The organism is Pseudonocardia kunmingensis, from assembly GCF_006716445.1.
Taxonomy (GTDB): Bacteria; Actinomycetota; Actinomycetes; order Mycobacteriales; family Pseudonocardiaceae; genus Pseudonocardia; species Pseudonocardia kunmingensis.
On record NZ_VFPA01000001.1, the window covers coordinates 1,438,192 to 1,463,823 of the forward strand.

The 25,632-nt window shown below is 73.7% G+C and carries 31 protein-coding genes; 13 read left to right on the forward strand and 18 right to left on the reverse strand.

Annotated features, from left to right (window positions below; all coding sequences use genetic code 11):
• Window positions 1-138: 138 nt before the first annotated feature.
• Window positions 139-1,023: an alpha/beta fold hydrolase gene (locus tag FB558_RS06870; protein WP_246106287.1), complete on the forward strand. Its 885-nt coding sequence runs from the start codon at window positions 139-141 to the stop codon at window positions 1,021-1,023.
• 65 nt (window positions 1,024-1,088) lie between these two features.
• On the opposite strand, the gene FB558_RS06875 is transcribed toward FB558_RS06870, so the two are convergent.
• Window positions 1,089-1,904: an SDR family NAD(P)-dependent oxidoreductase gene (locus FB558_RS06875; protein WP_211366150.1), complete on the reverse strand. Its 816-nt coding sequence runs from the start codon at window positions 1,902-1,904 to the stop codon at window positions 1,089-1,091.
• A 102-nt stretch (window positions 1,905-2,006) separates the two neighbouring features.
• On the opposite strand from FB558_RS06875, the gene FB558_RS06880 reads away from it, so the two are divergent.
• On the forward strand, window positions 2,007-3,014 hold the full coding sequence (locus FB558_RS06880) for a sigma-70 family RNA polymerase sigma factor (RefSeq protein ID WP_142049198.1): 1,008 nt from the start codon (window positions 2,007-2,009) through the stop codon (window positions 3,012-3,014).
• Window positions 3,015-3,022: 8 nt separating this feature from the next.
• On the opposite strand, the gene FB558_RS06885 is transcribed toward FB558_RS06880, so the two are convergent.
• The 6 genes from FB558_RS06885 to FB558_RS06910 form a co-directional block, all read right to left on the reverse strand.
• A complete protein-coding gene (locus FB558_RS06885; protein ID WP_142049201.1) occupies window positions 3,023-3,709 on the reverse strand; it encodes a glycerophosphodiester phosphodiesterase in 687 nt (228 codons plus the stop codon).
• On the reverse strand, window positions 3,706-5,028 hold the full coding sequence (locus tag FB558_RS06890; RefSeq protein WP_142049204.1) for an ABC transporter substrate-binding protein: 1,323 nt from the start codon (window positions 5,026-5,028) through the stop codon (window positions 3,706-3,708). The genes FB558_RS06885 and FB558_RS06890 overlap by 4 nt, the downstream gene beginning before the upstream one ends.
• On the reverse strand, window positions 5,025-5,894 hold the full coding sequence (locus FB558_RS06895; protein ID WP_211366152.1) for a carbohydrate ABC transporter permease: 870 nt from the start codon (window positions 5,892-5,894) through the stop codon (window positions 5,025-5,027). Before FB558_RS06895 ends, FB558_RS06890 begins: the two co-directional genes overlap by 4 nt.
• Window positions 5,891-6,835, reverse strand: coding sequence for a carbohydrate ABC transporter permease (locus FB558_RS06900; RefSeq protein ID WP_142049208.1), 945 nt, complete (start codon window positions 6,833-6,835; stop codon window positions 5,891-5,893). The genes FB558_RS06895 and FB558_RS06900 overlap by 4 nt, the downstream gene beginning before the upstream one ends.
• 127 nt (window positions 6,836-6,962) lie before the next feature.
• Window positions 6,963-7,754, reverse strand: a complete 792-nt coding sequence (locus tag FB558_RS06905) for a DeoR/GlpR family DNA-binding transcription regulator (RefSeq protein ID WP_142049211.1) — start codon at window positions 7,752-7,754, stop codon at window positions 6,963-6,965.
• Window positions 7,755-7,795: 41 nt separating this feature from the next.
• Entirely contained in the window at window positions 7,796-8,764 is a 969-nt protein-coding gene (locus FB558_RS06910; RefSeq protein WP_142049214.1) for an NAD(P)H-dependent flavin oxidoreductase, read from the reverse strand.
• A 117-nt stretch (window positions 8,765-8,881) separates the two neighbouring features.
• Here FB558_RS06910 and FB558_RS06915 point away from each other — a divergent pair, with 117 nt between their 5' ends.
• Together FB558_RS06915 and FB558_RS06920 are read left to right on the forward strand one after the other, a co-directional pair.
• Complete coding sequence (locus FB558_RS06915; RefSeq protein ID WP_142049217.1) at window positions 8,882-9,301, forward strand: hypothetical protein; 420 nt, start codon at window positions 8,882-8,884, stop codon at window positions 9,299-9,301.
• Window positions 9,302-9,327: 26 nt separating this feature from the next.
• Window positions 9,328-9,777 (forward strand): pyridoxamine 5'-phosphate oxidase family protein, encoded by a 450-nt coding sequence (locus FB558_RS06920; protein WP_142049220.1) that lies wholly within the window; start codon window positions 9,328-9,330, stop codon window positions 9,775-9,777.
• On the opposite strand, the gene FB558_RS06925 is transcribed toward FB558_RS06920, so the two are convergent.
• Complete coding sequence (locus FB558_RS06925; protein WP_246106288.1) at window positions 9,768-10,145, reverse strand: TetR-like C-terminal domain-containing protein; 378 nt, start codon at window positions 10,143-10,145, stop codon at window positions 9,768-9,770. The genes FB558_RS06920 and FB558_RS06925 overlap by 10 nt on opposite strands.
• Before the next feature lie 22 nt (window positions 10,146-10,167).
• Between FB558_RS06925 and FB558_RS06930 the strand changes: the two genes are divergently transcribed.
• Window positions 10,168-10,560 carry an NAD(P)-dependent oxidoreductase gene (locus tag FB558_RS06930; RefSeq protein ID WP_142049223.1) on the forward strand — a complete coding sequence of 131 codons (393 nt, stop codon included), beginning with the start codon at window positions 10,168-10,170 and terminating at the stop codon, window positions 10,558-10,560.
• Here the strand turns inward: FB558_RS06930 and FB558_RS06935 are convergent.
• Complete coding sequence (locus tag FB558_RS06935) at window positions 10,544-11,023, reverse strand: MarR family winged helix-turn-helix transcriptional regulator (protein WP_170231209.1); 480 nt, start codon at window positions 11,021-11,023, stop codon at window positions 10,544-10,546. The genes FB558_RS06930 and FB558_RS06935 overlap by 17 nt on opposite strands.
• 52 nt (window positions 11,024-11,075) lie before the next feature.
• On the opposite strand from FB558_RS06935, the gene FB558_RS06940 reads away from it, so the two are divergent.
• Entirely contained in the window at window positions 11,076-11,516 is a 441-nt protein-coding gene (locus tag FB558_RS06940) for a nitroreductase/quinone reductase family protein (protein ID WP_142049229.1), read from the forward strand.
• A gap of 28 nt (window positions 11,517-11,544) precedes the next feature.
• Here FB558_RS06940 and putP read toward each other — a convergent pair whose 3' ends face one another.
• From putP to FB558_RS06955, 3 genes are all read right to left on the reverse strand, one after another.
• On the reverse strand, window positions 11,545-13,056 hold the full coding sequence (gene putP, locus FB558_RS06945; RefSeq protein WP_142049232.1) for a sodium/proline symporter PutP: 1,512 nt from the start codon (window positions 13,054-13,056) through the stop codon (window positions 11,545-11,547).
• Between the two features lie 35 nt (window positions 13,057-13,091).
• A complete protein-coding gene (locus FB558_RS06950; protein ID WP_142049235.1) occupies window positions 13,092-14,015 on the reverse strand; it encodes a proline dehydrogenase family protein in 924 nt (307 codons plus the stop codon).
• A 94-nt stretch (window positions 14,016-14,109) separates the two neighbouring features.
• The gene (locus FB558_RS06955) at window positions 14,110-14,577 is read right to left on the reverse strand and encodes a hypothetical protein (RefSeq protein WP_142049239.1); all 468 of its coding nucleotides are present in this window, start codon (window positions 14,575-14,577) and stop codon (window positions 14,110-14,112) included.
• 542 nt (window positions 14,578-15,119) lie between these two features.
• Here FB558_RS06955 and FB558_RS06960 point away from each other — a divergent pair.
• From FB558_RS06960 to FB558_RS06970, 3 genes are all read left to right on the forward strand, one after another.
• Complete coding sequence (locus FB558_RS06960) at window positions 15,120-15,965, forward strand: helix-turn-helix domain-containing protein (RefSeq protein WP_170231210.1); 846 nt, start codon at window positions 15,120-15,122, stop codon at window positions 15,963-15,965.
• A gap of 180 nt (window positions 15,966-16,145) precedes the next feature.
• Window positions 16,146-16,349, forward strand: a complete 204-nt coding sequence (locus FB558_RS06965) for a DUF397 domain-containing protein (protein WP_142049245.1) — start codon at window positions 16,146-16,148, stop codon at window positions 16,347-16,349.
• Window positions 16,350-16,454: 105 nt separating this feature from the next.
• Window positions 16,455-18,032: a PucR family transcriptional regulator gene (locus tag FB558_RS06970; protein WP_170231211.1), complete on the forward strand. Its 1,578-nt coding sequence runs from the start codon at window positions 16,455-16,457 to the stop codon at window positions 18,030-18,032.
• Window positions 18,033-18,042: 10 nt separating this feature from the next.
• Here FB558_RS06970 and FB558_RS06975 read toward each other — a convergent pair whose 3' ends face one another.
• The gene (locus FB558_RS06975) at window positions 18,043-18,393 is read right to left on the reverse strand and encodes a MerR family transcriptional regulator (RefSeq protein ID WP_142049248.1); all 351 of its coding nucleotides are present in this window, start codon (window positions 18,391-18,393) and stop codon (window positions 18,043-18,045) included.
• A 55-nt stretch (window positions 18,394-18,448) separates the two neighbouring features.
• Here FB558_RS06975 and FB558_RS06980 point away from each other — a divergent pair, with 55 nt between their 5' ends.
• The 4 genes from FB558_RS06980 to pruA all read left to right on the forward strand — a co-directional run bounded on the left by FB558_RS06980 (window position 18,449) and on the right by pruA (window position 21,858).
• Window positions 18,449-19,252 (forward strand): aminotransferase class IV family protein, encoded by an 804-nt coding sequence (locus tag FB558_RS06980; RefSeq protein ID WP_142049251.1) that lies wholly within the window; start codon window positions 18,449-18,451, stop codon window positions 19,250-19,252.
• 55 nt (window positions 19,253-19,307) lie between these two features.
• A complete protein-coding gene (locus FB558_RS06985; protein WP_142049254.1) occupies window positions 19,308-19,646 on the forward strand; it encodes an ArsR/SmtB family transcription factor in 339 nt (112 codons plus the stop codon).
• Entirely contained in the window at window positions 19,643-20,110 is a 468-nt protein-coding gene (locus FB558_RS06990) for an SRPBCC family protein (RefSeq protein ID WP_142049257.1), read from the forward strand. The genes FB558_RS06985 and FB558_RS06990 overlap by 4 nt, the downstream gene beginning before the upstream one ends.
• Before the next feature lie 122 nt (window positions 20,111-20,232).
• Window positions 20,233-21,858, forward strand: a complete 1,626-nt coding sequence (pruA, locus tag FB558_RS06995) for an L-glutamate gamma-semialdehyde dehydrogenase (RefSeq protein ID WP_142049261.1) — start codon at window positions 20,233-20,235, stop codon at window positions 21,856-21,858.
• Window positions 21,859-21,866: 8 nt separating this feature from the next.
• On the opposite strand, the gene FB558_RS43850 is transcribed toward pruA, so the two are convergent.
• Genes FB558_RS43850 through FB558_RS07015 form a run of 5 tightly spaced genes read right to left on the reverse strand, consistent with a single transcriptional unit; the run spans window position 21,867 to window position 25,624 of the window.
• Window positions 21,867-22,424: a nucleotide-binding domain containing protein gene (locus FB558_RS43850; protein WP_211366157.1), complete on the reverse strand. Its 558-nt coding sequence runs from the start codon at window positions 22,422-22,424 to the stop codon at window positions 21,867-21,869.
• Window positions 22,388-23,278, reverse strand: coding sequence for a four-carbon acid sugar kinase family protein (locus FB558_RS43855; RefSeq protein ID WP_211366160.1), 891 nt, complete (start codon window positions 23,276-23,278; stop codon window positions 22,388-22,390). The genes FB558_RS43850 and FB558_RS43855 overlap by 37 nt, the downstream gene beginning before the upstream one ends.
• Window positions 23,275-24,042 (reverse strand): SDR family NAD(P)-dependent oxidoreductase, encoded by a 768-nt coding sequence (locus FB558_RS07005; protein ID WP_142049264.1) that lies wholly within the window; start codon window positions 24,040-24,042, stop codon window positions 23,275-23,277. Before FB558_RS07005 ends, FB558_RS43855 begins: the two co-directional genes overlap by 4 nt.
• Window positions 24,039-24,908: an NAD(P)-dependent oxidoreductase gene (locus tag FB558_RS07010; RefSeq protein WP_142049267.1), complete on the reverse strand. Its 870-nt coding sequence runs from the start codon at window positions 24,906-24,908 to the stop codon at window positions 24,039-24,041. Before FB558_RS07010 ends, FB558_RS07005 begins: the two co-directional genes overlap by 4 nt.
• Complete coding sequence (locus FB558_RS07015) at window positions 24,905-25,624, reverse strand: FadR/GntR family transcriptional regulator (RefSeq protein WP_211366163.1); 720 nt, start codon at window positions 25,622-25,624, stop codon at window positions 24,905-24,907. Before FB558_RS07015 ends, FB558_RS07010 begins: the two co-directional genes overlap by 4 nt.
• Window positions 25,625-25,632 lie beyond the last annotated feature (8 nt).

Sequence of the window (25,632 nt, forward strand, 5' to 3'; positions counted from 1 at the left end):
GACCCATGACGTCGACCGGGTCCGCATGGGCGCGTTCCGCGGAACGCGCGACCGGCCATGATCAGCAGAAGTGGTGGGACTCGCACCCCGCGCATGCTCGAAGCCGACGAACGTAGCGGGTCCGGTGGATCCGGCCCGATGAGTTCTGCCGTCTCGCGCGGTCTCGTCGGTATGGAGACCCTTCTTCCGGTCGGCGACGTCGAGCTGTGCGTCGACACCGTCGGCCCGCCGACCGGCATCCCGCTGCTGCTGATCGGCACCACCGTCGCCACCTGGGACGACGAGCTCGTCGAGCGGCTGACCGGCCGGTTCGTCATCCGCTACGACCTGCGGGACGCCGGCCGGTCGACCACCGTCGACCCCGACTCGCCCGGCTACACGCTGCGCGACCTCGTCACCGACGCCGTCGGTGTGCTCGACGGGCTCGGCATCGCACGCGCGCACGTCGTGGGCATCGCGACCGGCGGCTTCATCGCACAGCTCCTGGCCCTGGACCACCCGTCACGGGTCGCCTCGCTCGTGCTGGTCGGCACCCGCCCGGTCGCGCCGGGCCCCGTCGACGACGACCTGCCCGAGCACTCCCCCGAGATCATGACCCACTTCGGCAGCGCTCCACCGGTCGACTGGACCGACCGCACGTCGATACTGGACGGCGCGGTGGCCACGGCACGCGCGTTCTCCGGCTCGCCGCAGTTCGACGCCGGCGAGGCCCGCGCCCGCGCGGCCGGTGTTCTCGACCGCTCCGGTCCGCACCCGGCGTCGGCGCGCAACGGCCTGCTGAGCACGGTGTTCTCGAAGCTGGACTGCACGCCACGCTGGCGCGAACGGCTCCCGGAGATCACCGCACCGACGCTGGTGGTGCACGGCGCCGCCGACCCGTTCTTCCCGGTGGGCAATGCGAAGGCGCTGGCCGAGGAGATCCCCGGCGCAACCCTGCTGGTCCTCGACGGGGTCGGGGCGGAGCTCCCCCGCCGGGCGCACGCGGAGGTGGCCACGGCGGTGCTCGCACAAACGGCGCGGTAGCCCGGGGCGCTCGGTACCGCGCGCCGAGCCGATCCGAGCCGGAACCGGCCGTCGCCAGGTGTGGGCTAGTCGAGCACGCCGACGACGGATCCCGTTGCGGTGCGCACGGCACTGCCGCAGGTCAGGTCGAGGACGGCACCCGTGATCGCGGCGGCACCGTCCGACGCCACGAACACCGCCGCGGCGCCGACCTGGGCCAGCGTCGGGAGCCGCCCCAGCAGGGTGACATCGGCCGGCAGCTGCGCGACGTCGACGCCCGCCGCGGCGGCCCGTCGCGCGAACAGCTCACCGGTGGGGGAGCCGTGGGCGGGACCGTCGGCGATCAGGTGCGAGCGCAGGCAGGCGACGCGGACGCCGCTCGGCCCGAGCTCGACGGCGAGCCGCTGGGTCAGCGTCTCGATCGCGGCGCAGGCGGTGCCGTAACCGAGGCTCCCGGGGGTCCCGATCCGCGACGCGGCCGCCGAGAGCGTCAGGATCGTCCCCGCCCCGCGCGCCGCCATGTGCGGTGCCACCGCCTTGGCCGTGACCAGGTTCGTGCGCAGGTGGCGCTCGATCGGGTGCAGGACCTCCTCGACGGACACCTCGGCGAACGCCCTGTCGTGCACGAACGGGAAGGACACGGCGTTCAGGGCGATGTCGATCCCACCCTCGGCCGCCGCCACCGCGTCGGCGTGATCGGCGACGGCGCGCCCGTCGAGCGCGTCGACGTCCGCCACGACGGCGGCGTCACCGATCTCGTCCGCCACCGCCTCGAGCCGGGCCCTCGACCGCCCGGCGAGGTGGACGCGGGCTCCCGCGGCGGCGAACGCGCGCGCCACGGCGCCGCCGACCGCCCCACCGCCGCCGTGGACCAGCGCCGTCCTGCCCGTCAGCACCATCATGAGCTCCTCCGATCAGCCGTCGGTGCAGACACCACGATGGCGAGGAACTGGGCGCGGCCGCTGCGCCCGGTTCGCGGGGCGCCCGGTGTCGATACTGGCGTGATGACGACCGACCTGGTGGCCAGGGCGCAGGCCGGGGACGGCGAGGCGTTCCGCGTGCTGACCGAGCCGTACCGGCGGGAGCTGCAGGTGCACTGCTACCGCATGCTCGGCTCCTTCCAGGACGCCGAGGACGCCCTGCAGGACGCGCTGCTGGCCGCGTGGCAGGGCATCGGGGCGTTCGAGGGGCGCGCCTCGATCCGCACGTGGCTCTACCGGATCGCCACCAACCGGTGCCTCAACGCGCTCCGCGCGGCCGGCCGCCGCCCGACCGTGCAGGCGAGCGTGCCCGGCTTCGCGCCGCCCGAGCCGTCGCGCCTCGGCGAGGTCCTGTGGCTCGAGCCCTATCCCGACGCCCTCCTCTTGGGCGGCATCGACGTGCCACCCGGCCCGGACGCGCACTACGCGCAGACCGAAGCCGTCTCGTTGGCCTTCATGACGGCCCTGCAGGTGCTCCCCGCCCGCCAGCGCGCCGTGCTCGTCCTGCGCGAGGTGCTCGGATTCCCGGCCGACGAGGTGGCCGACATGCTCGACACGACCGTCGCGTCGGTGCACAGCGCCCTCAAACGCGCGCGCAGCGCCGTACGCCGCCGCGTGCCACCGGCCGGGGCGAGCGAACTGGCGCCCGCTCCCGGCTCGCCTGCCGAGCGGGCGCTCGTCGACCGGCTCACCCGCGCCTACCGGTCCGGCGACGTCGACGCGCTCGTCGCGCTGCTCACCGACGACGTCCTCCTGGCCATGCCACCGATCCCCCTGGAGTACGTGGGCCGCGGGCCGGTGGCCGGCTTCTTCACCGAGGTATTCCGCCTCCGGACCTACGACGTCGTCCCGACCCGGGCCAACGGCCAGCCGGCGGTGGGCACCTACCTGCGTGCCCCCGCGGGCGAGGTCCGCCACGGCACCGGCATCGACGTCCTCACCCTCGACGGCGACCGCATCCGCGCGATCACCCACTTCGACAGCGGTGTGCTCCCGTCGTTCGGGCTGCCGCGTTCGTTGCCTCCCCGGTGACACGTGGTTCAGCTCGCGCGCGCGAGCGTGCAGAGCCGGTCGGGGTGGTCGGTGGTGACCCCGTCGACCGCCAGCTCCGCGGCTCGCGCGAACACCTGCGCGTCCGGCACCGGCCACGCCGTCACGTCGAACCCGCGCTCGTGCAGGTCGGCGACGCCGTCGACGGTGAGCCCCGCGATGCCGCACAGCGCGGTGCCCGCGTCGGCGGCGGTCGCCCGGGCGACGATCTCGTCGAACGCCGGGGTGCGGCCGAGGATCAGCCCGGTCGCGGCGTCCGGCAGCTCCCGGCGCACGGCCAGCAGGACCTCCGCGTGCGACGACGTCACGAGGGTGCGGCGCGCCAGCTCCGGATCGGTCCGCAGCGACTCGGCCAGCAGCCCGACCGCGGCCTCCGCCTTCACCTCGGCCTGGAACCGCACGTCGACCGCGGCCACCACCTCGGCCCACGTCGGCACCTGCTCGCCCAGGCCGGCGTCGAGCGCGCGGACCTCGTCGAAGGTCAGGTCGGCGACGGCGCCGGTGGCGTCGGTGGTCCGGTCCACGGTGGCGTCGTGCAGCACGACCAGCCGCCCGTCGGCGGTGACGCGCAGGTCGAGCTCGATCTCGTCGCAACCCTCCTGCACGGCCCTGCGGAACGAGCGCAGCGTGTTCTCCGGCTCGCTGCCCATGGCGCCGCGGTGACCGGTGATGATCATGCTTGTACCTTCTCCTCGTACTGGCGCCGGACCTCGTCGGCGATCGACTCGAGCCGCCGCGCCACGGACCGGAACACCTCGCGCGGATCGGCGTTGTCGGCGTAGATCTGCTGCAACCCGGTGTAGATGGACACGTTGGCGTTGCGTCCGTAGAGCCGGATGGCGTCCTGCTGGCGGGCACGGGGGAGCTGCCGGATCGCGACGCCGTAGTTGGGCTGCCGCGCGATGAGGTCCACCAGCGCGGGCTCCCGCTGCGCCGCGGTGACGACGGGCAGGTAGCCGGTCTCGATCGTCCAGTGCGCGGCGACCTCGGGCCGGGCGAGGTAGGCCAGGAAGACCGCCGCGGCCTGCTTGCGCTCCGCCGTCGCGTTGCGCATCATCCCGATCCCGCCACCACCCGTGGCCACTCCCGCGGCCACCTCCGACGGCACGAACCCGGCCCCCACCTCGAACGACGCCTTCTCCATCGCGTTGCGCAGGCCGCCGGTGCTGTCCTGCGCCATGGCCGTGAGCCCGCCCGCGAAGTCGGTCATCGCGCTGTTGGCCATGTAGCCGTGGCCGTCCTCGTGGATCAGCCGCCGCTGCCACTCACCCGCGGCGACGGCGCCGTCCTCGTCGATCGTCACGTCGAGGCCGTTGGAGTAGGCGCCGCCGAACTGCCAGACGTTGCCCTGGAACTGCCAGTCGCCGTCGGTCTTGACGAACGCGAGCGCCCGCAGCGACCGCCCCGCCGACTGCACCCCCGCCAGCGCCGGCGCCCACTCCCGCAGCTCGCTCCAGGTGTCGGGGGCCCGGTCGGGCAACCCGGCACGGGAGAACGCGTCGCGGTTGAAGTAGAGCATCGGGGTGCTGCGCGCGAACGGGAGCCACCAGCTGCGCCCCCGCAGCACCCCCTCGTCGAACAGCTTCGGCTCGTAGACGCCCGCGTCGAACCCGGTCCGGAAGTAGCCGTCGAAGGGCTCCAGCGCGTCGTTGAGGTAGAACCGCTCCCACGTGACGTCGGAGAAGATCGCGATGTCCGGCACCTGCCCCGCGATCAGCGACGCGGCCACCTTCTGCGCGGTGTCGTCGTAGCTGCCCTGGTACTGCGCCTCGACGTACACGTCGTCCTGGACGTCGTTGAACCGCGTGACCAGCTCGCCGAGCACCTTGCCGTTGCGGCCACTGTAGGAGTGCCAGAACACCACCCGCACGCGCCCGGCGTACTGCGGTGGCACGGTGCCGGAGGGCTGCCCGTACTCCGCGTCCGGGGAGCGGAAGCCGCAGCCCGCGAGCCCGGCCGCGCCGAGGAGCCCCAGGAAGGCGCGCCTGGTGGTCATCCCTTCACCGCCCCGGCCGTGATGCCACCGACGATCCAGCGCTGCGCCACGAAGAAGATCAGCAGCATCGGCACGAGGACGAAGGTCGTCCCGGCCATCGTCGTACCCCAGTTCGCCGGGCCCTCCTGGTCCTTCAGCAGCAGCAGGCCGATCGGCAACGTGCGCATCTCCGCGGTGTTGGTGACGATCAGCGGCCACACGAAGTTGTTCCACTCCTCGACGGCCGTGATCACGACGACGGTCACCAGCATCGGGCGCGACATCGGCAGCACCACCTGCCAGAGCGTGCGCAGGTGCCCCGCCCCGTCGACCGAGGCCGCATCGGTCACCTCGCGCGGCAGCGTGAGGAAGTGCTGGCGCATCAGGAACGTGGCGAACGCGGAGCCGATGCCCGGGATGATCAGCCCGGCGTAGGTGTTGATCCAGCCCAGGCTCGCGACCGTGAGGTAGTTCGGCAGCAGCGTGACGTGGCCGGGCACCATCATCGCGCCCAGGATCGCCAGGAACAGCACGTTCTTGAACGGGAACCGCAGGTGCACGAAGGCGTACGCGGTGAGCACCGCGTTCACCACCTTCAGCGCGGTGCCGGCCACCGTGGCGACCGTCGAGTTCACGAAGAACCGGTCGAAGGGGGCAGCCTCCCAGGCCAGCCTGAAGTTCTCCCAGGTCAGGCCGCTGGACCACCAGGCGGGCGGGAACTGGTAGATCTCGTCCGGCGTCTTCAGCGACGTGGCGAGGAGCCAGTACAGCGGGCCGAGGAACACCGCGGCGACGCCCAGCAGCAGGACGTACTGCACGGCGCGCACGGGCCGTGGTGTCCGCTGCGGACGGGCCGGGACCGACCGCGGCGGCATCGTCGCCGTCATCCGACGTGCACCCGCCTCTCCATGACCTTGACCTGGACCGCGGTGACGATCAGCAGGAGGACGAACATGATGATCGACAGCGTTGCGGCGCGGCCGGCGTCGAACGCCTCGAAGCCCTCGCTGTAGATGGCCCAGCTGAGCGTGGTGGTCGCGTCACCCGGCCCGCCGCCGGTCATCACCGCGATCACGTCGAACGCCTGGAACGTCCCGATCACCGTGGTGATCAGCAGGAAGAAGGTGATCGGCCGCAGCTGCGGCAGCGCGACCCGGCGGAAGCGGGTCCAGGCACCCGCGCCGTCGAGGACGGCGGCCTCGTCCAGCTCGCGGGGCAGGCCCTGCATGCCGGTCAGGTAGATCAGCCCGGCGAAGCCCACGTTCTTCCACAGGTAGACGAGCACCAGGCCGAACAGCGCCCCGTCGGAGGAGTTGAGGTCCGGTGCCGTGAGGCCGAGCGGGTCGAGCAGCGCCCGCACCAGCCCGTAGCCGGGGTCGAAGATGAACAGGCACAGCGTGGCCACCGCGGCGCCGGAGAGCACGTGCGGCGCGAACGAGAGCGTGCGCACCACCCCGCGCCCGGCCAGCGGCTGGTTCAGCAGGACCGCGAGCGCCAGCCCGATCACGAGGCTGCCGGCCACGACCAGCCCGGTGAACACCACGGTGACCCACAGCGTCTGGTGGAACGCGGGGTCGGTGAGCGTGCGCGCGTAGTTGGCCAGGCCGACGAAGGTCGGCCGGACGGCGATCATGTTCCAGTCCGTCAGGCTCAGGTAGGCGTTGTAGAGGATCGGCCAGTAGGCGAAGACGGCGATCACGAGCAGGTTCGGGGCCACCATCAGGGCGAAGAGCCCGTACTCCCGCAAAGGGCGTTTCCGCCCGGCCGGTGGTGCGGCCTGCGCCGCCACGCCCGGACGGGACCGGACGGGCTGGCCGACAGCGGTCATGCCCGCCTCCTCGTCGTGGTGGGCGTCACCTCGGGGCGACGACTGGACGGGAAGTTATCACCCGATCATGGGTACGAACAGGCCCAAAGCGTGAAGTTCAGAGGTAACTAACAGAGCCGGTGGTGGCTCAGACCGCGACGACCTCCACCGCGGCCCCGTGCTCGCGCAGCGCGGCGATGCCGTCCGCGGGCGCCTGGTCGTCCACGAGGACGAGGTCGAAGCCGGTGAGCGGGGCGAGGCGGTGCAGCGCCGTGCGCCGCAGCTTGGCGTTGTCGATCAGCAGCACCCGCGTGCGGGCGGCCCGCAGCATGGCCCGCTTCACCAGCACGATCTCCTGCTCCTGGTGGTAGGCGTGCGTGCCGGAGACCGCGGAGACGCTGCAGAACAGCAGATCGGTCTGCAGCGCCTCGACGGCCTCGGCGCAGGGCACGCCGCCGAACGAGTCGTGCGTGGGCGAGTAGATCCCGCCGAGCACGATCAGCTGGGTGTCGGGCATCGCGGTGAGCAGGGAGATGGCCGGCAGGAAGTTGGTCGCCACCGTGAGCGGCCGGACGTCCTCCAGCATCGGGACCAGGGCGAGGGCGGTGGTGGAGTCGTCGAGCATCACCGACATCCCGGGCTCGACCAGCTCCCGGGCACGGCGGGCGAGCGCCTGCTTCTGCGCCTGCGCGGTGTTCAGCCGGTAGGCCACGTTGCTCTCGAACACGCTGGTGGGCTGCGCGCTCACCCCGCCCCGGTACTTGCGGACCACGCCCTGGCGCTCCAGCGCGTCGAGGTCGCGGTGCACCGTCATGAGGCTGACGCCGAACGCCTCGACGAGCTCGTGGGCGGTGGCGGTGCCGTGCTCGACGACGTAGGCCGCGATCTCCGCCTGCCGGCGGACCGGACGCCGAGCGGCCTCGCCGCTGTCCGCACTCATGCCGTCATGATGTCGCCCTCCCACCCCGCACCCGTCGGGGGTCACCACCTGCGGAGCAGGACCTCCGCCCCTTCCGCCAGCTCCCGGACGACCTCCTCGGCCGCTCGCACCGCGGTGACGTGCTCGACGGCGCCACCCGCGTACAACGCCATGGCGTGCACCTGGCCGTGCACGCCCTTGTGCGGCGGCAGTCCGGCGCGGGGCGGCAGCGGCCGCTCGCCGTCCCCGGCCGCGACGGTGCCGACCGACCCGCTCCCCCAGGCCCCGACCGCCTCGACGGCCGAGCGCAGCACCCGGGCCCGCGGGAGCGTGGCGCACATCGGGCACTCCGCGAAGGCGTCGGTGACGGCCGTGCTCTCCGGCCCCGCGGCGAGCAGCGCGAGGACGTACTCGGGGTGCGCGCCGGACTCCCGCGCCGCGAGGAACCGCGTGCCGACCCGCGCGCCGGACGCCCCGGCCGCGAGCACGGCGGCCAGCGCCCGCGGCTCGGCGATGCCGCCCGCGGCGAGCACGGGCACGTCCACCGCGCGCAGCACCGCGGCCAGCAGCGCCAGCAGCGGGGTGTCGCCGCGCACGTGCCCGCCCGCCTCGCTGCCCTGCACGGTGACGACGTCCGCGCCCACCTCGACCGCCAGCACGGCCTCGGACAGCGATCCGACCTGCCAGTTCACCAGCGCCCCGGCCTCGTGCGCGGCGTCGACGAGCCTGCGGTCGGGCACGTTCCAGAAGAAGTCGACGATCCGGGCCCTGGCGCCCGCGACGCCGACGGCCGCCGGATCGACCTGGTCGGTGATGAAGTTGACGGCGAGGACACCGGCGCCGGCGTCCACCGATGCGTCCAGCCAGGCCGCCAGCTCGCGGGGCGCGACACCGAGCGGCGCGCTGAGAGTGCCGACACCACCCGCCCGGGCCACCGCGAGCGCGAGGCCCGGCGGGGACACGAGCCCCATCGGTGCCTGCTGCAGCGGGACGTCGCAGCCGACGAGCTCGGTGAACCGGGTGCTGAGCATCGGGGACCTCCACGGACCGGGGCCCCCAGGATGGCGCGCCCCCGGTTCCGGGTCGAGCCGGGCGCGACTTCTCCCGAACGGCCACGGGATCATGCCCCGCTGCGCCACGCTCCCCGCATGACGCTTCCGAACCCGGCCGACGCCCCGCTCCTGCTCACCGACGACGACGTGCTCCAACGGGTGGAACAGCTGGTGGGGCCGGCAGCCGCCGCCCGCCAGCTCTGGATCATGTTCGTGGACGGCGACGGCCGGCAGTCCCCGGTCATCGTGCCGATCTCGGACATCCCGCTGCGCCCGGAGCTCCGCGTGATCGACGACCTCGCCGCGGGCCTGAGAGACCTCTGCGCCCAGCTGTCCACCGAGGTGGGCGGCGGCTCGGTCGTGTTCACGCTGGAACGCCTCGGCCGCGACGCCGTGCTGGCGGGCGACCGGCAGTGGGCCGCGGCCCTCGAGCAGGCCTGCCACCGCGCGGGCGCCTCGCTGCGCGGCGTCTACCTGAGCACGAGCGGCGGCGTCCACCGGATCCCCCCGCCGTGACGGGGGCCCGGGTGCAGACTGGGGTCGTGACCAGCCCAGACCTGACCCCGGTCCGCACCATCGTCACCCGTGAGCACGGGCTGGCGAGCGTCAGCGTCGTGCGGGCCGACGGCACCCCGCACACCTCGCTCGTCAACGCAGGGGTGCTCGAGCACCCGCGCACGGGCCGCCCGGTGGTCGGCTACGTCACCTACGGCCCGGTGAAGCTGCGCAGCCTCCGCGAGCGCCCGGCCACGTCACTGCTGTGGCGGGCGGGGTGGCAGTGGGTGGGTGTCGACGGCCGCAGCGAGCTCATCGGCCCCGACGACCCGGCCGACGGCGTCGACGCCGACGGGGTGCGGTTGCTGCTGCGCGCGGTGTTCACCGGCGCCGGCGGCACGCACGACGACTGGGACGCCTACGACCGCGTGATGCGCGAGGAGCGCCGGGTGGCCGTGCTGGTCGAGCCCGAGCGGGTGTACGGCAACTACTCCTGATCCCGACCCCACCCCAGTGACCGCACGAGGTCACGCAGCTCGGCCTCGTACAGCCGCGCCGGGTCGGTGGTCTGCCCGCGCAGGTGGCCGTACACCTCCAACGCGACGAGGCCGTGCATCCGGCCCCACACGCGCAGGGCCAGCCCGACGGCCGCGGGCGGCAGGTCGGGGAAGTCGCGGCGCACCTCCTCCACCAGCTCGGGGGTGAAGTCGGACCAGTCGGCATCGGGCTGGTGCGGCGCTGCCCGGCTCCAGGCGGCCGCCACCAGCTGGGTGAGGCCGGCGCACGCGCGGTGCTCCGGCTCGGCCGCGGGGCCGCCCTCGGGTTCCCGGTAGCCCGGCACCGGGTCCGAGGCCTTCCCGGCCACGGCCCGCGCGTTGCTCGCCGCGATGGAGGCGCTCCCGCGGCTGCGCCTGATCGTCGTCGGGGGCGCCGGCAGCCTCGAGGTGGCGCCGGGGTTGCAGGTCGTCGACACCGCCGGTTTCGCGGAAGGGCTGCCGGACGCACTCGGTGTCCCGTCCGAGTACGTCCACGTCGTACGCGCACACCGGAAGGCGCTGGAGCTCTATCGTCTGTCGAACCGGAACTGGACCTACGTCAGCCCCTCGGCCGGGCTCGTGCAGCCGGGCGAGCGCACCGGCCGGTTCCGGATCGGTGGCGACCAACTGCTGGTCCGCGAGGACGGCACGGCCGACATCTCCGCCGAGGACCCGGCCGTCGCCGTGCTGGACGAGGCCGAGCAGCCCCGGTTCGCGCAGCGGCGGTTCACCGTCGGCTACTGACGGCCCCGCCCGCCATCGCCCGTATGCGCTCCGCCTCCGCCAGCTGCATGGCCCGGCCACGCTCCAGGAAGTCGGCGATCAACCCCAGTTCCGCGGCACTCCACCGCGCCAGCGTCACGCGCGCGGCCTCCACCAGCGGGCCGTAGACCTGCTCGATGATCCGCATCGCCTGCGAGGTCAGCGCGACGACCGCGCGCCTGCGGTCGACCGGGTCCGGCTCCCGGGTCAGGTGCCCGCGCGCGACGAGCCGCTGGATCGCCGTGGTCGCGGCGGCGGGGCTCAGCTGGACGGCGGCGGCCAGCCGCCCGGCGCTGAGCGGGCCGTCGCGCAGCGCGCCGATCAGCCGCAGGTCGGTGCGGTTGACGCCGAAGACGGCCGCGGCCGCGTCGTCCACGGCGTCGCCCGCATCGCCGAACTCGGCGGCCGCCCGCGCCGTGCGCTCCACCGCAGATTGCTTCGACACTCGAAGGAGTATAGGGTCCGGCACATCATTTCGACGATCGAAGGGTCTCGCCGTGGCGACAACCCACCTCCCCTCGTGGCTGCCGACCGTGAACCGGGTGGTCAAGGCGCTGAACCGGCTGAGACTGCCGACCGGCACGATCCACGTGCTCACCCTGCCCGGGCGGAGCTCCGGCGAACCTCGAGCAACACCCGTCTCTCCGCTCACGGTGGACGGGCGGCGCTACGTGATCGCCGCGTTGCCCCAGGCGGACTGGGCCCGCAACGCGCGGGCCGCGGGCCACGGCGAGCTCGCCGCCCGCGGGCGGAAACGGGCGGTGATGCTGGTCGAGACCACCGACGCCCACGTCCGCCGCGCGGTGATGCGGGCCTTCCCCACCGAGGTGCCGCACGGGGTGCAGTTCTTCGTGCGGCTCGGTCTGGTGCACGGCCCGGACCCGGACGAGTTCGCCGCGGCAGCCGACCGCGTGGCGGTGTTCGAACTGCGGGGATGACCGGCGGCACTCGCCGCCGAACGACGCGCTACGACGCGCTCACCCGCTTCTCGCGGACGCCCTCGATCGCGGTGGCGAACTCCCGGTCCATCTCGTCGTTCGGCGTGTAGGTCATGCGGCTGACGACGACGGCGACCACGAGGTTCACGACGAACCCGGGCACGATCTCGTACAGGTCCACACCGGACAGGGCCTGGCCGTAGGCGTCCCACACGAAGACGGTGACGGCGCCGGCGACCATCCCGGCCAGAGCGCCCCAGTTGGTGAGCCTGCGCCAGAACAGGCACAGCAGGATGGCCGGGCCGAAGGATGCGCCGAAACCCGCCCAGGCGAACGCGACGAGGTCCAGGATCGTGTCGCTCGGACTGATGGCCAGCACGCCGGCGATCAGGGCCACCCCGAGCACGCACAGCCGGCCGAGCAGCAGCAGGGTGCGCGGCGAGGTGTCGCGGCCGAAGACCTTGTACAGGTCCTCGACGAACGCCGAGGAGCTGACGATCAACTGGCTCGACACGGTGCTCATGATCGCCGCCAGCACGGCGGCGAACACGAACCCGACGACGAGTGGGGGCAGCAGGGCCTGCGACATCGCCAGCACCACGAGCTCGGGGTCGTCCAGGGCCACCGGGGTGCGCAGGAAGAACGCGATGCCGACGAGACCGCAGACGACCGCCCCGAGCAGCGACACCACCATCCAGCTGATCCCGATCCGCCGCGCGGCGCCGGCCGAGGCGACGTCCCGCATGGCCATGAACCGCACGATGATGTGCGGCTGGCCGAAGTACCCCAGGCCCCAGGCCGCGGCGGAGATGATGCCGATCACCGTCGTCGCGGTCAGCGCCCCTCCGCCCACGAGGGACAGCCGCGCCGGGTCGACCTCCCGGATCGCCGCGGCCGTCTCCCCGAGCCCGCCGACCGCGGAGATCGCGACGACCGGCACGACCAGCAGGGCGATCATCATCATCACGCCCTGCACCACGTCGGTGAGCGAGGCTCCGAGGAAGCCGCCGAACAACGTGTAGCTCAGGGTCACGACGGCGACGAGGACCACGCCCAGCAGGTAGGAGCCCCCGAAGGCGAGCTCGAAGAACTGGCCGCCCGCGACCAGCATCGAGGAGACGTAGAACGTGAAGAACACCAGGAGGATGGCCCCGGACGCGACCCGCAACGCCCGCGAGGAGTCGTGCAGCCGGTTCTCGAAGAAGCTGGGGATCGTGAGCGAGTTCTGCGCCACCTCGGTGTAGGAACGCAGCCTCGGCGCCACGAACAGCCAGTTCAGGTAGGCGCCGACGGTCAGGCCGATGGCGATCCACGCCTCGACCAGCCCGGCGACGTAGATCGCACCGGGGAGGCCCATCATCAGCCAGCCCGACATGTCTGAGGCACCCGCGCTCAGCGCGGCCGCCCACGGCGGGAGCCGGCGCCCGGCCAGGATGTACTCCTCGTGGTCGGCGGTCTGCCGATAGGCGTAGTAGCCGATCCCGATCATCGCCGCGAAGTAGACGACCAACGCAGCGACCTCGTAGGCCTGATCGGACATCCCTGTTCCTTCCGCCGGTGCTGCGTTGTCGACGTTCAGCCGCGGGTCACGAGCGAGCGCGCGAAGAATGCCAGGTTGGCGGGCCGCTCGGCCAGACGGCGCATGAAGTACCCGAACCACTCCGTGCCGTAGGGCAGGTACACCCGCACCCGCTGCCCCTCGGCCGCCAGCTCCGACTGCGCGCGGGGCCGGACCCCGTAGAGCATCTGCAGCTCGTAGTCGCGGGTGCTGCGCCCGGCGCGCTGCGCGAGGTGCTGGGCGATCGCGACCAGCCGCGGGTCGTGCGTCGCGACCATCGGCAGCCCCTGCCCCGCCATGAGGACCCCGAGGCAGCGGACGTAGGACCGGTCGACCTCGCCCGCCCGCCGGAAGGCCACCGACTCGGGCTCGTCGTAGGCGCCCTTGCACAACCGCACGCGCGAGCCCGGACCGGCGAGGTCCCGGCAGTCGCCCTCGGTGCGGCGCAGCTGCGACTGCAGCACGGCGCCGGCCCAGGGGAAGTCGACGCGCAGGTCGCCCACCGCCGCCAGGGTGGCGTCGGTGGTGGTGTGGTCCTCCATGTCGACGGTGACGGTGGTGCCGACGCCCGCGGCCGCCTCGCACACCTGCCGCGCCGACTCCAGCGCGATCTTCTCCCCGTCGCGGGGCAGCCGCTGACCGAAGGCCGACAGCTTCACCGACACCTCGACCCGGTCGGCGAGGCCCTCGTCGCCGAGGCGGTGCAGCAACGCCCGGTACGCGGCGACGTTCGCGTCCGCCTGCGCGCGGTCGGTGGTGTCCTCTCCGAGGTGGTCCACCGTGACCAGCCGGTCCGCGGTGATCCGCCGCGCCACCGCGACCGCCTCGTCCAGCGTGGTGCCGGCGACGAACCGGCCGACCAGCGCGTCGAACGGCCCGGACTCGACGGCGGCGCGGAACGCGGTCGACCGGGCCGCGGCCAGCAGGGTGCTGCGGAGCATGCGGAGGACCGTAGATCGCGGCCGCCCGCGACAGGCTCGTCCGGCCGGACAAGGATTCGGAGAACCCTTGGTCCGACCGGACATCGGTGCCGTGTCACCGCCCGGGCCACCCCCACCGCGGCCGGACCACGACCACGATGGCCCGGTCCCGCCTCGGTCCGTCGGGGACCACCTCGACGTCCGTGGCGCCGCAACTGCCGGCGAACACGCGCCGCGCGGCGACGAGATCCTCCACGAGGAGCCCGGCCGGCAGCCGTACCCAGCACCGGGCCTGGTCGAACCGGCACTGCGAGCGGACGATCGCCGGCAGGCGCCCGTCACGCGTGGCGACGCCCCCGCGCACGAACCCCAGCCGCAGCCGGTGGGGCACGATCATCCGCTGGACCACGCCGAGGACCGCCTCCCGCACGGGCTCGACCTTCGCGGTGGCCACGGTCAGGGTCGCCCCCGCCGCGAAGCCGCACGCGACGGCGCCGGGGCCGCCGACCAGCTCGACCACCGCCCACGAGGCGGCGGCGAGCAGCCCTGCGACGGTCAGTTCGAACCACCACCGGGCGACCACGACCGGAGGCGAAGGCCGGCGCCGGAGCGGAGGGAAGAAGCGGCGGACATCGCCGCTGGTCATCGGCGGGCCGACCGCCCGCCGCTCGATCGGCTCACCCCTCTTGCAATTGCACGAACCGCTAGTACGCTCGTCCATTGTCGTTCCGCCCTTGCTTGTGCAGCGCATCTGGACGGCGAGCCGAGGAACGCACGCCGCTCGGTGTTGGCGCACCGGGCGACATCCACAGTCGACGATCGAGGGGGCTCGCCGCTCACCTCGTCGTCCACGGAGGAAGCGCTGCACCGGCCCACGAACCGGTTGCGGCGCTTCTCTCTTCCCAGGGTTCCGTCGTGCCGGCGGAGCGGGCACGCGGCGTCGCGCAGACGGCGTCCTGACGACCACCTCCCACCGCGACCGGTGTCGCAGCCGGCGCGGAACGACCCGCGCCGGCCCGAAGGGCGACACCGTGAATGGTGCGGGGCAATTTGCCTGAAGGCAAGAGCACGAGTGCTACCGTGACACTCCGTGAAGCGGATGCGGCCGAACGGCGGACTCGCCTGATGTCCGCGGAGTCGACACCACCGACCGCCCGCCGCGAGCTCGGCACCATGCTCCGCAGCCTCCGCACCCAGCACGAGCTGGGCCTCGAGGAGGTGGGAGCGGCCATCGCCGTGACGCCCGGCTTCCTGTCGAGGGTGGAACGCGGGCTCCGCGGGCTCGGCGACGACAAGGCCGAGCGGCTGGCGGACTTCTACGCGCTCCCGGCCCGGTCGCACCGAAAGCTGCGGCAACTTGCCCGTCTGGCGAGGCAGAAGCCGTGGTGGGAACACGCCCCGGTGACGCGGGAGATGCGGGAGTACATCGGCTTCGAGCAGGCAGCGTCGGCGATCACGACCTACGGCTCGATCGTGCCCGGGCTCTTCCAGACGCGCGCCTACTGCGAGGCGGTGGTGGACCGCACGGCGATCGACACCCCCGACGAGGACCGGGCGACCACCGTCGAGCACCGGATCCGCCGCCAGGAGCTCCTCGACGGAGCCGACCCGCCATGGATCTGGGCCATCCTCGACGAGTCGGTGCTCCACCGCGCGACCGGCGGACCGGACACGATGCGGGAGCAGCTGACGGCGTTGGCCGCGGCGGCCGACCGGCCCCGGGTGTCGATCCGCGTGCTCCCGTACTCGGCCGGCGCCCATCCCGGCATGGACAGTCGCTTCGTGATCGTGAGCACCAAGGGCGACCACGGGCCCGAGCTCGTCTACGTGGAGGGCCTGTCCGGCGCCCGCAACCTGTTCAAGGACGAGGACCTCGCGCGGTACGCCGCAGCGTGGCAGTCACTCTCCGCGCTCGCGCTCTCCGAGGAGGACAGCGGAGTGCTGATCCGCGAGGCGATTCCGCACAGCTGACGAGAAGTGGGCACGCAGCGCATCGAGCGCGCGGCGCCGTTCGGATCATGCCCCTCCCGGATCGGATGACCGCCGTCCCGAACCAGTACGCTTCCCGCGCCGCAAGGCGCTCCCCGCTCTCGAACACGCGATGACCAGCCCGGACACGGGTGGCACGCACGCTTCCCGGAGGCTCACGACGTGGCTCCCCTCCAGCTCGACTGGGTCAAGGCATCGCGCAGCTACGGCCACGGTGACTGCGTGGAGCTCGCTCCAGCGGGCGACATGATCGCGCTCCGGGACTCGAAGCGGCCCGAGGCCCCGCACCTGCTCTTCACCCGCGCCGAGATTGCCGCCTTCCTCGACGGCGCCCGCCGCGGCGAGTTCGACCACCTGCTCGGCTGACCCCCGCCGTCCGGCCAGCGACGCCACAGACCGCTGGTTGTCCGGCCGGATAAGGTTCACCTCCTCCCCTCGTCCGATCCGACGAGCAGCTCGAGGAGGCCGGCCGTGGACACGACGCTGCGCCAGCTGCTCGCCGCGATCGGCGAGCCGCTGGTCGAGGTGGCTGCGACGCCGGCGGGCCTGGACGTCGCGCTGACCGGGCTCGCGATCGTCGACCCCGACGACGAGCCGGACCGCTATCCGGGCCAGCTGGTCCTCGTGATCGGGGTCCGCGGCCGGGCGGCGACGGCGGCGCTGCGCGCCGCGGCCCGGCGCGGAGCCGCGGCGGTCGCGGTGAAGGCCGGCGGGGCCACCGACGTGCTGCAGGCCGCCGCGACGGAGGCGGGCGCAGCCCTGCTGCTCGTGCGGCCGGACGTGCGCTGGGAGCGGCTCGAGTCGCTCGCGCGGGACGTGCTGCACGAGGGCGGGGCCGCGGGCGAGGACGGTCCGGGCGACCTGTTCTCGCTCGCGCAGACCGTCGCGCTGCTCACCCGCGGCGTCGTGAGCATCGAGGACACCGCCAGCCGCGTGCTCGCCTACTCCCGTTCCGACGACGACGCGGCGCAGGTCGACGAGCTGCGCAGGTTGTCGATCCTCGGCCGCCAGGGCCCGCCGGCCTACCTGCGGATGCTGCGCGAGTGGGGCGTGTTCGACCGGTTGCGCGCCGGCGAGGACGTCGTCCACGTCGACGAGCACGCCGATCTGGGCATCCGGCGCCGGCTGGCCGTCGGCATCCACGCGGGCTCCCGCCAGCTGGGGACGATCTGGGTGCAGGAGGGGGCGGAGCCGTTCGCCGAGCGCGCGGCCGACGTGCTGGTCGGGGCGGCGCGCGTGGCGGCGGGACACCTCGTGCGCCGGCGCAGCCAGCAGACGCCCGGCGGCCGCTGGGAACGCGACCTGGTGGCCGGGCTGCTCGACGGGCGCGCGAGCCCGGACCTCGTCGCCGGCACGTTCGGCCTCGACGAGCACGCCGGCGCGCTGGTCGTCGCGTTCGCCGTCCGCGACGGCGACCCCGCCACCCACGACCTGGGCCTCGCCGAGCTCGCCGAGATCGTGTCGGTGCACGCCGCGGGCCACCGCAGGGCCGCGTTGTGCACCGCGGTGGAGTCACGGGTGTACGCGGTGCTGCCCGGCGTGCAGCGCACCGACGCGGCGCTCAGGACGATGTGCGCCGAGGTCGTCACGGCCGCCCGCCGCCGCAGCGGGGTCCGCGTGCAGGCGGGGCTCGGGTCGCCGGTGCCGGGGCTCGCGGGCGTACCGGACTCGCGCCGCGAGGCCGACCGGGTGCTGGGCGCGATGGGCGACGCGCAGGACGTCGCGGTGTTCGGCGAGATCCGCGCCGAGGTGCTGCTCACCCAGACCCTCGACCTCCTGGAGGCCGGCCCCGACCTGCACGACCCCGGCATCGCCCGGCTCGTGGCCTACGACCGGGAGCACCGCACCGACCTCGTCACGTCGGTCGTGGCCTGGCTCGACGCGATGGGCGACGTCCGGGCCGCGGCCGAGAAGCTCACCGTCCACCCCAACACGCTGCGCTACCGGGTGCGCCGGGCCACCGCCATCGCCGGCCTGCGGCTGGGCGACCCGCGAGCCCGGCTGGTGCACCACCTGCAGCTGCTGGCCGCCCTGCGCGAGCGCTCCTGATCTCGGAGGGCTACCGAGCGGGGCTCGAGGAGTCGATCAGACCCTGGAGCGCGTGGCGGGTGCCGAGGAGGCCCGCGATCCGCTCGTCGTGCGCGCGCAGGTGCTCGACGAGGGTGGGCACCGCACAGGGCTCCAGGCGACCCGGTTCCCGGATGCAGCCGAGGAGCTCGCGGATGACGCGCGTCGGCAGCCCGGCGTCCAGCAGCTGCCGGACGTAGCGGACCTGCTCCACCGCGGCGGCGTCGAAGAGCCGTTGGCCGGTCGAGGACCGAGCCGCTTCGATGAGCCCTTGGTTCTCGTAGTAGCGCAGGAGCCGCGGGTTCACCCCCGTGCGTGCCGCCAGGTCCCCGACGCGGAGCAACTCGCGCGCCTGGCGACTTGCCTGTGACACTGGTGTCAACTCCTACGTTCGCGGTATGTCGATCTCGATCGCCCACCTCAACGGTCGGGCCGCCACGGCCGAGGACCTCGCGCCGCTGGCCTTCGCAGGTTACGCCCACTTCACCGCCATGCAGGTCCGTGATCGGTCCGTCAGGTCCCTGGACCTGCACCTCGACCGGCTCCGGACGGCCAGCGACGAGCTGTTCGACCGGCACCTGCCCGACTCCCGGATCCGGGAGCACCTGCGGACCGCGATCGATGCCGGTCCGCCGGACTCGTCGCTGACCTTCGTCGTCACGTCACGCCCGGGGGAGTTCCTGCCCGCCGACCCCGACGGGAGCCTCGACGTCGTCGTCCGGATCACCGAGCCCGCGCAGCCGCCCGCGGGGCCACTGGCGCTGGACGTCGTCGGGCACGAGCGCTACCTGCCCCACATCAAGCACGTCGGCGAGGTCGCCAAGACGCACTTCCTCAGGAGGGCGCACACCCGCGGCTTCGACGACGCCGCCTTCGAGGACCGCGCCGGCCGGCTGAGCGAAGCGACCATCTGGAACCTGGCGTTCTGGGACGGCGACTCCGTGATCTGGCCGAAGGCCGCGGTACTGCCCGGGGTGACGATGCAGACCCTGGCCCGCCGGCTCGACGCCCGTGGAGTTCCCCAGCGGTCCCGGGAGATCCGCCGGTCGGACCTGACGGACCGCATGTCCGCGGTGGTGATGAACTCCTGGGTCCCGGCCATCCCGGTCTCGCGCCTCGGCGAGCACCGGCTGGCGGACGACCCCGGGTTCACCCGGCTCCTCCACGAGGCCTACGCCTCCGAACCCGCCACTCCGGTGTGAGTCGCGAGCGGACGGCGGCTTGACAGCCTCGCGCGCCCCGCAAATACTGAGCCACATGGTTCAGTGTTCGGACGGACTCGACGACTCCTTCCACGCACTGGCCGACCGGACCCGCCGCGGCATCCTCGAGCGCCTGGGCAGGCAGGAGGCATCCGTCACCGAGCTCGCCGAGCAGTTCGGGATGACGCTGACCGGGATGAAGAAGCACATCCGCGTCCTCGAGGAGGCGGGTCTGGTGAGCACGGAGAAGGTCGGCCGGGTCCGGCGGTGCCGGCTCGGCCCACGCCGGCTGCAGGACGAGACCGCGTGGATCGCGCGGTACCAGGAGATGCTCGAGGCCCGCCTCGATCGGTTGGGCGAGTTCCTCGAGCGGGACAGAGGAGACGGACGATGAGCGAGGCGACGATCACCACCCCGGCCGAGCGCGAGATCCGCGTCGAGCGCGACTTCGCGGCACCCGTCGCGCGGGTGTGGCAGGCCTACACCGACCCCGACCTGCTCGCGCAGTGGTGGGGCCGCGGCAACAAGCTCACGATCGAGCGCATGGAGGTGGAGCGCGGCGGGCGCTGGCGGATCGTCGAGCACGGCCCGGAGGGCGACAGCGGGTTCGAGGGCCGCGTCCGCGAGGTGGTCCCGCACGAGCGGATCGTGCAGACGTTCGAGTGGGACGGGATGCCGGGCCACGTGATCGTCGAGACCGCCGAGTTCACCGACCTGGGCGACGGCCGCACCCGGGTCACCACGACCTCGCTGTTCCACACCACCGAGGAGCGCGACGGGATGCTGGGCTCCGGCATGGCGACCGGGCTCAACGAGAGCTACGCCGCGCTCGACGCCCTGCTCGCCCGGCAGGTATGACCGTTCTGGGCGGTTGTCCGGTCGGACAACCGCCCAGCCGGATCGTCGTCTGCTCGGACGACTCGCGGAGCGGCGCTCCTTCCTAGGGTTCTAGGCACCCTCCGACCCCGGGAGCCCCTGCCATGGACGCGATCACCACCACGCCGACGCCGCGGAACGAGCCGGTGCGCGACTACGCGCCGGGCACGCCGGAACGCGCGAGCCTGCAGGCCGCACTCGCCGAGGTGGGCGGCCGCCACCACGAGCTGACGGTCACCATCGACGGCAAGCAGCAGATGGCGGGCGGCGCGCGGTTCGACGTCGTCGCCCCGCACGACCACGCCCGCGTGCTCGGCACCGCGGCGAACGCGGGCCACGGCGAGGCGAAGGCGGCCGTCGAGGCCGCGCTGCGGGCCGCGCCCGCGTGGCGCGCGATGCCGTTCGAGGACCGCGCGGCGATCCTGCTGCGCGCCGCGGACCTGCTGTCCGGGCCGTGGCGCGACCGGCTCAACGCCGCCACCATGCTCGGCCAGAGCAAGACCTGCATCCAGGCCGAGATCGACGCCGCCTGCGAGCTCGCCGACTTCTGGCGCTTCAACGTGGCGTACGCGCGCCAGCTCATGGAGAACCAGCCGCACAGCGCCGCCGGCGCCTGGAACCGCATGGACTACCGCCCGCTGGAGGGCTTCGTCTACGCGATCACGCCGTTCAACTTCACCGCGATCGCCGGGAACCTGCCCACCGCGCCGGCGCTGATGGGCAACACCGTCGTCTGGAAGCCGTCCCCGACGCAGACGCTCGCCGCGCACTACACGATGCGCCTGCTGGAGGCGGCGGGCCTGCCGCCCGGCGTGATCAACCTGCTCACCGGCGACGGCCGCGAGGTCTCCGAGGTGCTGCTGGCCGACCGGGCGCTCGCCGGCATCCACTTCACGGGCTCGTCCGCGACATTCCAGCACCTGTGGCAGCAGGTCAGCGCGAACATCGCCGGCTACGCGAGCTACCCGCGCCTGGTCGGCGAGACCGGCGGCAAGGACTTCGTCGTCGCGCACGCCTCGGCGGACGTGGACGTGGTGCGCACCGCGCTCGTGCGCGGCGCGTTCGAGTACCAGGGCCAGAAGTGCTCGGCCGCCTCCCGGGCGTTCGTGCCGCGTTCGCTGTGGGCCCGGCTGCGCGACGACCTCGTCGCCGAGGTGGAGGCGCTGCCGATGGGCGACGTCGAGGACTTCGGCAACTTCCTCGGCGCGGTCATCGACCGCAGGGCCTACGACAAGGTCACCACCGCGATCGAGCGCGCCCATTCCGACCCCGGCCTCGAGGTGATTGCGGGCGGCACCGCCGACGACAGCACGGGGTACTTCGTGCGGCCGACCGTGGTCGTCGGCGGCGACCCGGGCAACGAGGTCTTCTCCACCGAGTACTTCGGCCCGCTGCTGGCCGTGAACGTGTACGAGGACGACGAGTTCGAGCGCACGCTCCAGCACGTCGACCAGGGCTCCCCGTACGGGCTGACCGGGGCGGTCATCGCCCAGGACCGCGCGGCCGTCGCCACGGCGTCCGAGGCCCTGCGCTTCGCGGCGGGCAACTTCTACATCAACGACAAGCCGACCGGCTCGGTCGTCGGCCAGCAGCCCTTCGGCGGCGGCCGCGCGTCCGGCACGAACGACAAGGCCGGCTCGATCTTCAACCTGCTCCGCTGGACCAGCCCCCGCACGATCAAGGAGACGTTCGTCCCGCCGACGACCTCCCGCCACCCCCACCAGGGCTGAAAGCCCGCTCAGGGCGCCCCGCTCAGGACGCGGACGACGTCCAGCAGGGAGCGGTCGTCCCCCACGTTCCCCGCGAACACGACGTAGGGGATGCCCCGGGCCGGTCCGTCGACCGGTTCCCAGAGCGAGACGATGCCGGGCAGCATCGGGCCGCGGACGACCGCGCGGCGGATCTGCAGGCCCTCCCCGGCGACGTCCGACGAGGTGATCCCGCCCTTGGCGATCACGAACCGGGGCGGGCGCTGCGCGAGCGTGCGCCGCACGACCTCGACGAGCGCGGCCGAGACGGTGCGGGCGATCCGCAGGCTCGCGCCCGCCGAGTCCCCCCGCACCAGGTCGCGGCTGGTGTGCAGCACCACGTCGCCCTCGGCGAGGCCGGCCACGACGTCGGCGACCACGGCGTCGAGCTCGGCGGGAGCGTCCCCGAGCAGCTGCGGGACGTGCAGCTCGACGGTCCGCACGTCCGGGCGCCCCTCGCGCATCGCGTCGAGCTGCCGCGTGGTGAGCCCGACGTGCGAGCCGATGACGATCAACCCACCGCCGGGTCGCGGCGTCCCGCCGTACACCTCCTCGGCGGTGAGCGGCGCCCGCGCCTCCTGCCCGATCCGGCCGCGGACGAACGGCGGGCCCACGCGGTACAGCAGCGACTTCCCCGCCGCTCCGCCTCGGCCAGGCCGAGGGCCAGCGCCCGCAGGTCGTTCTCGGTGACGATGTCGGCGACGACCGGGACGCCGCCGGACACGCAGGCGAGGGCGTCCGCGATGCCGTCGGCCCCGCCGCGGACCACGCCGAGGTCGAGCACGACCACGTCGCGCGCCGCGTACCGACCTCCCGACTTCTCCTCGACGTACTCGGCCAGGTGCGAGCGCGTGAAGCCGAACGTCGCGTCCTGCGCGAACTCCGTCTCGGCCACGGGGACGAGGCTCCCGCCGCCGCCCCGCATGTAGTGGGTGCCGCCGATCGTGACCCGCCCGGCGTCCGGGAACGCGGGGACGACCACGACGCCGTCGGTGCGCACGCCGACGCGCGCGAGCTCCTCGGCGATCACCTCCGGCTCGAGCGGGAAGTGCCCGCGCAGCGTGGAGTCGCTGCGGCTGACGAACCCGAGCGGGCGCCCGTCCGCCGCGGCGAGGGCGTTGGCCACGACCTCCCGGTTGCGCGCCGCCGCCTCCTCCGGGTCGAGGCTGCGGGTGTTGGTCAGCACGTAGACCGCGGGCGCGTCCTGCTCGAGGGCCCACCGCAGGTCCGCCTCCGACCAGCGGGTGAGCACCGGGAGGTCGGCGACGGACTGGGTGCCGGTCGGGTCGTCGTCGAGCACGACGAGGGTGCGCCCCGCCGCGGCGACCGAGGCGGCCACCTCGCTCGCGGGGACCGGCACCTCGGTCGGGTAGCCGGCGAGCAGCGCGGACTCGCTCGTCATGAGATCTGCAGCCCGCCGTTGATGTCGTAGGTTGCGGCGGTGATCCAGCCGGCCTCCTCGCCGAGCAGGAACGCGATCAGCGCCGCGACCTCCTCCCGGGTGCCCACCCGGCCCAGCAGGGTGTCGGCCGCCATCGCCGCCTTGCGCTCCTCGGTGAGGGTGCCGCCCATGATGTCGGTGTCGATCGGCCCGGGCGTCACGGCGTTCACGGTGATGCCGTGCTCCCCCACCTCCCGGGCGAGCGCACGGGTGAAGCCGATGACCGCCGCCTTCGACGCGCTGTAGGCCACCTTCGAGTAGGTGCCGCCGCCGCGCTGGGCGGACACCGACGAGACGCTGACGACGCGGCCGAGCTTCCGGTCGATCATGCCGCGCAGCACCCGCTGGGTGACGACGAACGTGCCGCGGGTGTTCACCGCGAAGACGCGGTCCCAACCCGCCACCGTCTCCTGCATGAACGGCGTGGGCGAGCTGATCCCGGCCAGGTTGGCCAGCCCCACCAGCGGCGGCAGTTCCGCCTCCACCCGCGCGACGGCCGCGTCGACCGCCGCCTCGTCGGAGACGTCCGCGCCGACGCCGAGCACCGGCACGCCGCGGGCCTGCCCGATCTCGGCCGCCGCGGCTTCGGCCTGGCCGGCGTCGACGTCGAGCACCGCGACCGCCCAGCCCTCCCGGGCCATCCGGTCGGCGGCGGCGCGGCCGATGCCGCGCGGGGACGCCGCGCCCGTCAGCAGCACGGTCCGTTCGGCGGGGAACGGGGTCATCGCCTGCCTCCCGAGTAGGTCTCGATCACGCGTGAGTCGTCGCGGACGGTGAGTCCGGCCTCGGCGGCCGCCAGGTAGCGGTCGCGCGCGGCGTCGAGCAGCGGGGTCTCGGCCGCGACGGCACGAGCGGCGTCGGCGACGAGCCCGCTGTCCTTCACGAAGATCCCGACCGCGCTGGCGACCTCGACGTCGGTGCCCGCGAGCATCCGCCGGCCGCGGTCGGACAGCATGAACGACCCGGCGGCGCCCTGCTCGACGAGCGAGAGGACCTGCTCCTGGTCGAGCCCGAGGGCGTCGGCCAGTGCCAGCGCCTCGGCGGCGGCCACGATGTGGACGGCGCACAGGTGCTGGTTGACGACCTTGATCGCCTGCCCCTCGCCGATCTCGCCGCCGACCTCGCGCACGGTGCCGAGCGCCTCGAGCACGGGGCGCGCCGCGGCGACGTCGGCCGCGGGGCCGGAGGCGAACATCGTCAGCTCGCCGGCCTTCGCCCGCGCCACCCCGCCGGTGACGGGGACGTCGAGCACGCTCGCCCCCGCGGCGCGCAGCCGTTCACCCTCCGCGCGCACCGCGTCCGGCCCGACCGTGCTCATCACGACCCAGCGCTGCCCGCCCACGTCCCCGGCCAGCGCCTCGCTCACCAGCGCCGCGAGCTGGTCGGGCGTCGCGACCATCACGATCACGAACTCGGCCCGCGGCGCCTCGGGGAAGCGCGACACGGCGGACAGGCCCGCGGCGGCGGCCCGTTCGAGGGCCGCGGGGAGCGGGTCCACGCCGGTGGTGCGGTGGCCCGCGGCGGCCAACCGGCCGGCCATCGGCAGGCCGATGGCCCCGATGCCGACGAAGGTGACGTCTTTCGGTGTCATGGCAGTTTCCCGTCCGTGGGTTCCTCGGGGGTACCGGTGGCGTCGCGCCACACCAGGAAGTGGCGGCGCATGGCGGTGCGCGCCGCGTCGCCGTCCCCGGCGGCGAGCGCGTCGACGATCTCGTGGTGCACGGCGTCGGACGGACGTGGCGTGCCGGCCGGCGCCTGCTCGCGTTCCGCGGCCAGCCGCCTGCGGTCGACGACGGCGTCGCGCAGGACGTGCGCCAGCCCGTTGCGCAGCATGGTGAAGATCGGGTTGTCCACCACGGCGAACAGGCGGCGGTGGAACTCCAGGTCGGCCTCGAGTGCGCGGTGCTCCTCGCCCGCGTCGGCGGCGCGGACCATCTCGTCGACGAGCCCGCGCAGCGCCGCGACGTCCTCGGGGGTGGCCAGGCCCGCCGCGGCCTCGGCGACGGAGATCTCCAGCATCTCCCGCGCCGCGCCGAACTGCTCGTGCGTCAGCTGGCCGAGCTGCTGCGACAGGTCGAAGGACAGCTGCAGGAACCCCGCATCCGGGACCCGCAGGTAGGAGCCCCGGCCCTGGGTGCGTTCCAGGAAACCCAGCGCCTCCAGCATCGACAACTGCTCGCGCAACGCACCCCGGCTCACCTCCAGGCCGGCACCGAGCTCCCGTTCGGTCGGCAGCCGCAGCCGGCCGGTTCGCGGCTCGGGGACCGCCTGCTCCGCGAGGCTGCGGATCAGGAATGACAGGTCCACACCCACCC

Excerpts from the sequence above, each read along its gene's own strand:
- FB558_RS06985 (WP_142049254.1), top strand. The coding sequence starts at position 19,308 with ATGGTTCAGTGTTCGGACGGACTCGACGACTCCTTCCACGCACTGGCC.
- FB558_RS06930 (WP_142049223.1), top strand. The coding sequence starts at position 10,168 with ATGGAGGCGCTCCCGCGGCTGCGCCTGATCGTCGTCGGGGGCGCCGGC.
- FB558_RS06900 (WP_142049208.1), bottom strand. The coding sequence starts at position 6,835 with ATGACCGCTGTCGGCCAGCCCGTCCGGTCCCGTCCGGGCGTGGCGGCG.
- pruA (WP_142049261.1), top strand. The coding sequence starts at position 20,233 with ATGGACGCGATCACCACCACGCCGACGCCGCGGAACGAGCCGGTGCGC.
- FB558_RS43855 (WP_211366160.1), bottom strand. The coding sequence starts at position 23,278 with ATGACGAGCGAGTCCGCGCTGCTCGCCGGCTACCCGACCGAGGTGCCG.
- FB558_RS06915 (WP_142049217.1), top strand. The coding sequence starts at position 8,882 with ATGACGCTTCCGAACCCGGCCGACGCCCCGCTCCTGCTCACCGACGAC.
- FB558_RS06870 (WP_246106287.1), top strand. The coding sequence starts at position 139 with ATGAGTTCTGCCGTCTCGCGCGGTCTCGTCGGTATGGAGACCCTTCTT.
- FB558_RS07005 (WP_142049264.1), bottom strand. The coding sequence starts at position 24,042 with ATGACCCCGTTCCCCGCCGAACGGACCGTGCTGCTGACGGGCGCGGCG.
- FB558_RS06875 (WP_211366150.1), bottom strand. The coding sequence starts at position 1,904 with ATGATGGTGCTGACGGGCAGGACGGCGCTGGTCCACGGCGGCGGTGGG.
- FB558_RS06910 (WP_142049214.1), bottom strand. The coding sequence starts at position 8,764 with ATGCTCAGCACCCGGTTCACCGAGCTCGTCGGCTGCGACGTCCCGCTG.
- FB558_RS06905 (WP_142049211.1), bottom strand. The coding sequence starts at position 7,754 with ATGAGTGCGGACAGCGGCGAGGCCGCTCGGCGTCCGGTCCGCCGGCAG.
- putP (WP_142049232.1), bottom strand. The coding sequence starts at position 13,056 with ATGTCCGATCAGGCCTACGAGGTCGCTGCGTTGGTCGTCTACTTCGCG.
- FB558_RS06980 (WP_142049251.1), top strand. The coding sequence starts at position 18,449 with ATGTCGATCTCGATCGCCCACCTCAACGGTCGGGCCGCCACGGCCGAG.
- FB558_RS07010 (WP_142049267.1), bottom strand. The coding sequence starts at position 24,908 with ATGACACCGAAAGACGTCACCTTCGTCGGCATCGGGGCCATCGGCCTG.
- FB558_RS06950 (WP_142049235.1), bottom strand. The coding sequence starts at position 14,015 with ATGCTCCGCAGCACCCTGCTGGCCGCGGCCCGGTCGACCGCGTTCCGC.
- FB558_RS06895 (WP_211366152.1), bottom strand. The coding sequence starts at position 5,894 with ATGACGGCGACGATGCCGCCGCGGTCGGTCCCGGCCCGTCCGCAGCGG.
- FB558_RS06960 (WP_170231210.1), top strand. The coding sequence starts at position 15,120 with ATGTCCGCGGAGTCGACACCACCGACCGCCCGCCGCGAGCTCGGCACC.
- FB558_RS06890 (WP_142049204.1), bottom strand. The coding sequence starts at position 5,028 with ATGACCACCAGGCGCGCCTTCCTGGGGCTCCTCGGCGCGGCCGGGCTC.
- FB558_RS06885 (WP_142049201.1), bottom strand. The coding sequence starts at position 3,709 with ATGATCATCACCGGTCACCGCGGCGCCATGGGCAGCGAGCCGGAGAAC.
- FB558_RS06880 (WP_142049198.1), top strand. The coding sequence starts at position 2,007 with ATGACGACCGACCTGGTGGCCAGGGCGCAGGCCGGGGACGGCGAGGCG.
- FB558_RS06990 (WP_142049257.1), top strand. The coding sequence starts at position 19,643 with ATGAGCGAGGCGACGATCACCACCCCGGCCGAGCGCGAGATCCGCGTC.